We start from the raw sequence: 6,005 nt of genomic DNA on the forward strand, positions 1-6,005 counted from the left end.
GCCCACCCCGGTCACCCGGCCCGAGGAGGTGTCCGCCGCCCCGCACGTCGCCCCCGACCTGCCGGCGGCCATCGAGGAGATCCTGCGCCGGCGGGCCGCGCTGCACCCCGCCCCCCGGCCCCGGCGCGCCGGCACGGTGCTCGTCGTACGCAGCGACTCCGCCGGCGACGTCCTGGTCACCGGCCCCGCCATCCGAGCCGTCGCCGCCGGCGCGGAGCGGGTCGTCCTGCTCCACGGCCCCCGGGGCCGGGCCGCCGCCGCCCTGCTGCCCGGTGTCGACGCGCTCCTCGAGTGGCCGCTGCCCTGGATCGACGGCGACCCCGCGCCCGTCGACCCCGCCGACATCCGCCGCCTCACCGACCTACTCGCCACCGTCGGCGCCGACGAGGCCGTCATCTTCACCTCCTTCCACCAGTCGCCGCTGCCCCTCGCCCTGCTGCTCCGCCTCGCCGGGGTGGCCCGGATCAGCGCGATCAGCGACGACTACCCCGGCACCCTGCTCGACACCCGGCACCGGGTGCCGGCCGGCGTGCCCGAACCCGAACGCGCCCTCGCCCTCGCCGCCGCCGCCGGCTACGCGCTGCCCGCCGGCGACGACCCGGGGCTGCGGATCCGCCCCGACGGGCTGCCACCGGCCCCGGTCGGGCTCGGCGGGCCGGGATACGTCGTGGTCCATCCCGGCTCGGCGGTCCAGACCCGGGCCTGCCCGCCGGAGCTGGCCGCCCGGATCGTCCGGGAGCTCACCGCCGCCGGCTACCGGGTGGCGGTCACCGGCGGCCCCGGCGAGGCCGAGCTGACCGCCCGGGTCGCCGGGGACGCCGGCGTCGACCTCGGCGGGCGCACCGGACTGGCCGACCTCGCCGCGGTGCTCACCGACGCCGCGGCGCTGGTGGTCGGCAATACCGGGCCGGCGCACCTCGCCGTCGCGCTGGACGTGCCGGTGGTGAGCCTCTTCGCCCCCACCGTCCCGTACGGACAGTGGGGGCCCTACCGGGTGCCGGCGGTACGCCTCGGCGACGCCGCCGCACCCTGCCGCGACACCCGGGCCACCCGCTGCCCGGTGCCCGGACACCCCTGCCTGTCCGGCATCGAGCCGGGTCACGTCCTCGACGCGGTACGCCTGCTCGGCGTACCCGGGGACCGCCCGGCGGCGCGGGCCGACGCCGGGCCCGTGGTGGCCGCCGGCGGTGGGAGCGCCCGATGAACATCCTGGTGTGGCACGTGCACGGCTCCTGGACCACCTCCTTCGTGCACGGCAAGCACCGCTACCTGGTGCCCGTCACCCCCGACCGGGGGCCGTACGGGCTCGGTCGGGCCCGCACCTACCCCTGGCCCGACAGCGCCGTCGAGGTGACCCCGCAGCAGCTGCGCCGCGAGGAGGTCGACCTGGTGCTGCTGCAACGCCCGGAGGAGTTCGACCTGGCCTGCGACTGGCTCGGCCGGCGGATCGGCCGGGAGGTGCCGGCGGTCTACGTCGAGCACAACACCCCCAAGGGCGACGTGCCGAACACCCGGCACCCGATGGCCGACCGGGACGACCTGCTGCTCACCCACGTCACCCACTTCAACGAACTCTTCTGGGACAACGGCGGCACCCGCACCGCCGTCGTCGAGCACGGGGTGGTGCCGCCGGCGGTGGAGTGGACCGGGGAGCTGGACCGGCTCGCCGTGGTCATCAACGAACCGGTGCGCCGCTGGCGCGTCACCGGCACCGACCTGCTGACCCGGTTCGCCGAGATCGCCCCGCTGGACGTCTTCGGCATGCGGGTGGCCGGGCTCGCCGACCACCTCGGCCTGCCCGCGGACCGGCTGACCAGCCACGACGACGTGCCGCAGCACCGGATGCACACCGAGCTGGCCCGGCGGCGGGCGTACCTGCACCTGTGCCGCTGGACCTCGCTCGGGCTGAGCCTGATCGAGGCGATGACCATGGGCATGCCGGTCGTCGCGCTGGCCACCACCGAGGCCGTCGAAGCCGTGCCGCCGGGGGCCGGGGCGCTCTCCACCCGGGTCGACGTCCTGGTGGAGGCCGCGCAGCGGTTCGTGGCGCGGCCCGCCGAGGCCCGCCGGGCCGGGGTCGAGGCGCGTGCCGCCGCCCGGGCCCGCTACGGCCTGGACCGTTTCCTCGCCGACTGGGACCGCCTGCTGGAGGAGGAAGTATGCGCATCGCGATGATCTCCGAGCACGCCAGCCCCCTCGCCGTGCTGGGTGGTGAGGACGCCGGTGGGCAGAACACCCATGTCGCCGAGCTCTCCGCCGCGCTGGTGGCCGCCGGACACGAGGTGCGGGTCTACACCCGCCGCGACGCGGTCGACCTGCCGGTGACCGTCCGCGCCCCGGACGGCTACGACGTGGTGCACGTCCCGGCCGGGCCGGCCGAACCGCTGGCCAAGGACGCCCTGCTGCCACACATGAAGGAGTTCAGCCGGTGGCTGACCCAGCGGTGGCGGGGCGGGGACTGGGTGCCCGAGGTGATCCACGCGCACTTCTGGATGAGCGGACTCGCCGCGCTCACCGCCGGCCGGCAGACCGGGGTGCCGGTGGTGCAGACGTACCACGCGTTGGGCGCCGTCAAGCGTCGCCACCAGGGCGTCCAGGACACCAGCCCGGCCCGGCGGATCGCGTACGAGCGGGAGCTGGGGCGCTCGGTCGACCGGGTGATCGCGCAGTGCCAGGACGAGGTCGGCGAGCTGGTCCGGCTCGGCGTGCCCCGGTCCCGGATGACGGTCGTCCCGTCCGGGGTCAACCTCGCCACCTTCGCCCCGCTCGGTGCCGCCGTCGAGCGGGAACCCGACCGGCCCCGCATCCTCACCGTCGGCCGGCTGGTCGAACGCAAGGGCTTCCAGACGGTGATCCGGGCGATGGCGCTGGTGCCCGACGCCGAGTGCGTCGTGGTGGGCGGTCCGCCCGCCGGGCTGCTGGAGACCGACGCGTACGCCCGGCGGCTGCGCGCGCTCGCCACCACCTGCGGGGTGGCCGACCGGGTGCGACTGGTCGGCGCGGTCCCCCGGGAGGAGATGGGCCGCTGGTACCGCTCGGCGGACGTGCTGGTCGCCGCCCCCTGGTACGAGCCGTTCGGGCTGACCCCGCTGGAGGCGATGGCCTGCGGGGTGCCGGTGGTGGGCACCGCGGTGGGCGGCATCCGGGACACCGTCGTCGACGGGGTGACCGGCGACCTGGTTCCCGCCCGGGACCCGCGGGCGCTCGGCACCGCGATCCAGCGCCTGCTCACCGACCGCATCCGCCGCTTCGGGTACGCCACGGCCGCGTTGCAGCGGGCCCGGCGCAGCTACTCGTGGGCGACGGCCGCGGAGCGGCTGGCCGAGGTGTACGGCGAGGTGGCCGCGGTGCGCCGGCCCACCGGGGTGGTCGCCTGATGACCGCGACGGACACCGGGGTGCTGGCCGGGCACCTGTCCCTGCTCGCCGAGGCGCTGCTGCCGTTCCGCGCCTCCGAGCAACTGCTCGCCCGGTGGGGCGCCGAGCTGGCCGGGACGCTCTCCGGCGGCGGCCGGCTGCTCGTCGCCGGCAACGGCGGCAGCGCCGCCGAGGCGCAGCACCTCACCGCCGAACTGGTCGGCAAGCTGCGCGACGACCGCGAACCGTACTCCGCGATCGCACTGCACGCCGAGACCTCCGCGCTGACCGCCATCGGCAACGACTACGGCTACGACGAGATCTTCGCCCGCCAGGTCCGCGCCCACGGCCGCCAGGGCGACATCCTGCTGCTGATGTCCACCAGCGGCGCCAGCCCGAACCTCCTCGCCGCCGCCCGGGCCGGTCGGGAGGCCGGGCTGCGCTGCTGGGCCTTCACCGGTCCGACGCCGAACCCGCTCGCCGAGGCGTGCCACGAGGCGCTCGCCGTCGCCTCACCGGAGAGCCAGGTGGTGCAGGAGCTGCACCTGGTCGCCACCCACGTGCTCTGCGAGTACGTCGACCGGATCCTGCCCACGGTGCCCGCGCCCCCCACCGCCGCCGTGCGGACCGGCGTCGAGGTGGTGCTCGACGGCGGCGGCCCGCGGGTTGAGGCGGGATGAGGAGGCCGACCGTGCGCGGACCGCTGGTGGTCGTCGGCGACACCCTGCTGGACCGCGACGTCGAGGGGGTGGTGAACCGGCTCTGCCCGGACTCCCCGGTGCCGGTGCTCGACGAGACCGACCACGCCGACCGCCCCGGTGGGGCCGGGCTGGCCGCGGTCTTCGCCGCCGCGCAGGGCGCCGAGGTGGCGCTGGTGACGGCCCTCGCCGACGACGCCGGTGGCGCCCGGCTCACCGCCCTGCTCACCGCCGCCGGGGTGCAGGTGTACGCGCTGCCGCTGCTCGGGGCCACCCCGGAGAAGATCCGGCTGCGGGCCCGGGGCCGGGTGCTGCTGCGGCACGACCGGGGCGGGTCGGCCGCCGAGCCGGGGCCGCCGCACGAGGCGGTGCTCCGGCTGATCGCCGGAGCGTCCGCGGTGCTGGTCAGCGACTACGGCCGGGGCGTGGCCCGGCAGCCGGCGCTGCGCGCCGCCCTCGCCGCGACCCGGGCGCCGGTGGTCTGGGACCCGCACCCGCGCGGCCCGGCGGCGGTGCCCGGGATCACCCTGGCCACCCCGAACGAGGCGGAGGTCCGCGAGCTGACCGAGGTCCCGCCCGGCGGCCCCCGGCTGGCCGCCGCCGCCTGGGGCGCCCAGGGGCTGCGCGAGCGGTGGCGGGCCGGCGCGGTCGCGGTGACCCTGGGCGGCGACGGCGCCCTGCTCTGCCACGCCGGGGCCACCCCGCTGGTGGTCTCGGCGCCGGTCAGCGCCGAGGGGGACACCTGCGGGGCCGGGGACCGGTTCGCCTCCGCCGCCGGGATCGCCCTCGCCCGGGGAGCGCTGGTCTCCGAGGCGGTGCAGGAGGCGGTCGCGGAGGCGTCGGCGTACGTGGCCGGCGGGGGAGTGGCGACGGCGCTGCCGCCGCAGGTCCGGGCGCTCCCGCCGGTGGTGGCCGGCGGTGGCGACCAGCGGATCGGAGCCGCCGCGGCCGGCGCGGTGGTCGCCGAGGTACGGGCGGCCGGCGGCACCGTGGTCGCCACGGGCGGCTGCTTCGACCTGCTGCACGCCGGTCACGTGGCCACCTTGCAGGCCGCCCGGCAGCTCGGCGACTGCCTGATCGTCTGCCTGAACTCCGACGCCAGCGTCGCCGGCCTCAAGGGGCCGGACCGGCCGGTGGTGTCCCAGGGCGACCGCAGCCGGCTGCTCGCGGCTCTGGGCTGCGTGGACGCGGTGCTGGTCTTCGACGAGCCGACGCCGCACGCCGCGCTGAGCTGGCTGCGCCCGGACATCTGGGTCAAGGGCGGCGACTACGCCACCGGCGGCGGCGACGAGCCGACCCTGCCGGAGGCGGAGGTGCTGCGCCGCTGGGGCGGGCACACCGTGGTGGTGCCCTACCTGGACGGCCGCTCCACCACCGACCTGATCGCGGCGGCCCGTGGCGGGGGCCGCGCGGCCGCGTCCACCGGTCCACGTCACACCGGCGGCACCCCGCTCGCCCCTGTCGAGCAGGGCGACGTGGACCAACCGACTGCGGAGGGAGCCCGATGACCAGCAGTGCACCCGGTGCCGGCCCGACCGTCCTGGTCACCGGCGGCTCCAGTGGGCTCGGTGCGGCGGTGGTGACCGCGGTGGCCCGGGCCGGCGGACGGCCACTCGTGCTGGACCGGCACCGCCCCGGCGACGGGGTGCCGTGGGTGGAGTGCGACCTGGCCGACACCCGGGCCGCCGAGGAGGCCACCCGGCAGCTCGCCGAGCGCTCCGGCGGTCTCGACGGCGTGGTCACCGCGGCCGGCATGGACGTGCCCGGCAAGCTGGTCGACGTGCCCCGGGAGACCTGGGAGCGGATCGTCGCGGTGGACCTGCTCGCCACGGTGGCGGTGGTTCGGGCGGCGCTGCCCTACCTGGAGGCGTCCCACGGCAGCATCGTCACGGTGGCGTCGACGTTGGGGATCAAGGCCGTCTCCGACGCCACCGCGTACTGCGCGGCGAAG

6 protein-coding genes are annotated in these 6,005 nt (G+C 77.3%); all 6 read left to right on the forward strand.

Translation table 11 applies throughout. The annotated features are described in order from the left end of the window. The coding region (locus V6U79_RS29575; protein ID WP_334616704.1) for a glycosyltransferase family 9 protein at positions 1 to 1,204 on the forward strand (1,204 nt) is incomplete at its 5' end. Beyond that, the gene (locus V6U79_RS29580) at positions 1,201 to 2,175 is read left to right on the forward strand and encodes a glycosyltransferase (RefSeq protein WP_334534231.1); all 975 of its coding nucleotides are present in this window, start codon (positions 1,201 to 1,203) and stop codon (positions 2,173 to 2,175) included. The genes V6U79_RS29575 and V6U79_RS29580, both read left to right, overlap by 4 nt. Beyond that, positions 2,160 to 3,377, forward strand: a complete 1,218-nt coding sequence (locus V6U79_RS29585; protein ID WP_334534233.1) for a glycosyltransferase — start codon at positions 2,160 to 2,162, stop codon at positions 3,375 to 3,377. Before V6U79_RS29580 ends, V6U79_RS29585 begins: the two co-directional genes overlap by 16 nt. Then, a complete protein-coding gene (locus V6U79_RS29590; RefSeq protein ID WP_334534236.1) occupies positions 3,377 to 4,036 on the forward strand; it encodes a D-sedoheptulose-7-phosphate isomerase in 660 nt (219 codons plus the stop codon). The genes V6U79_RS29585 and V6U79_RS29590 overlap by 1 nt, the downstream gene beginning before the upstream one ends. 11 nt (positions 4,037 to 4,047) lie before the next feature. Then, positions 4,048 to 5,562, forward strand: a complete 1,515-nt coding sequence (locus V6U79_RS29595) for a PfkB family carbohydrate kinase (RefSeq protein WP_334616706.1) — start codon at positions 4,048 to 4,050, stop codon at positions 5,560 to 5,562. Continuing rightward, the coding region (locus V6U79_RS29600) for an SDR family NAD(P)-dependent oxidoreductase (protein WP_334616707.1) at positions 5,559 to 6,005 on the forward strand (447 nt) is incomplete at its 3' end. The genes V6U79_RS29595 and V6U79_RS29600, both read left to right, overlap by 4 nt.

It is taken from the genome of Micromonospora psammae (assembly GCF_036902725.1).
Lineage (GTDB): Bacteria > Actinomycetota > Actinomycetes > Mycobacteriales > Micromonosporaceae > Micromonospora.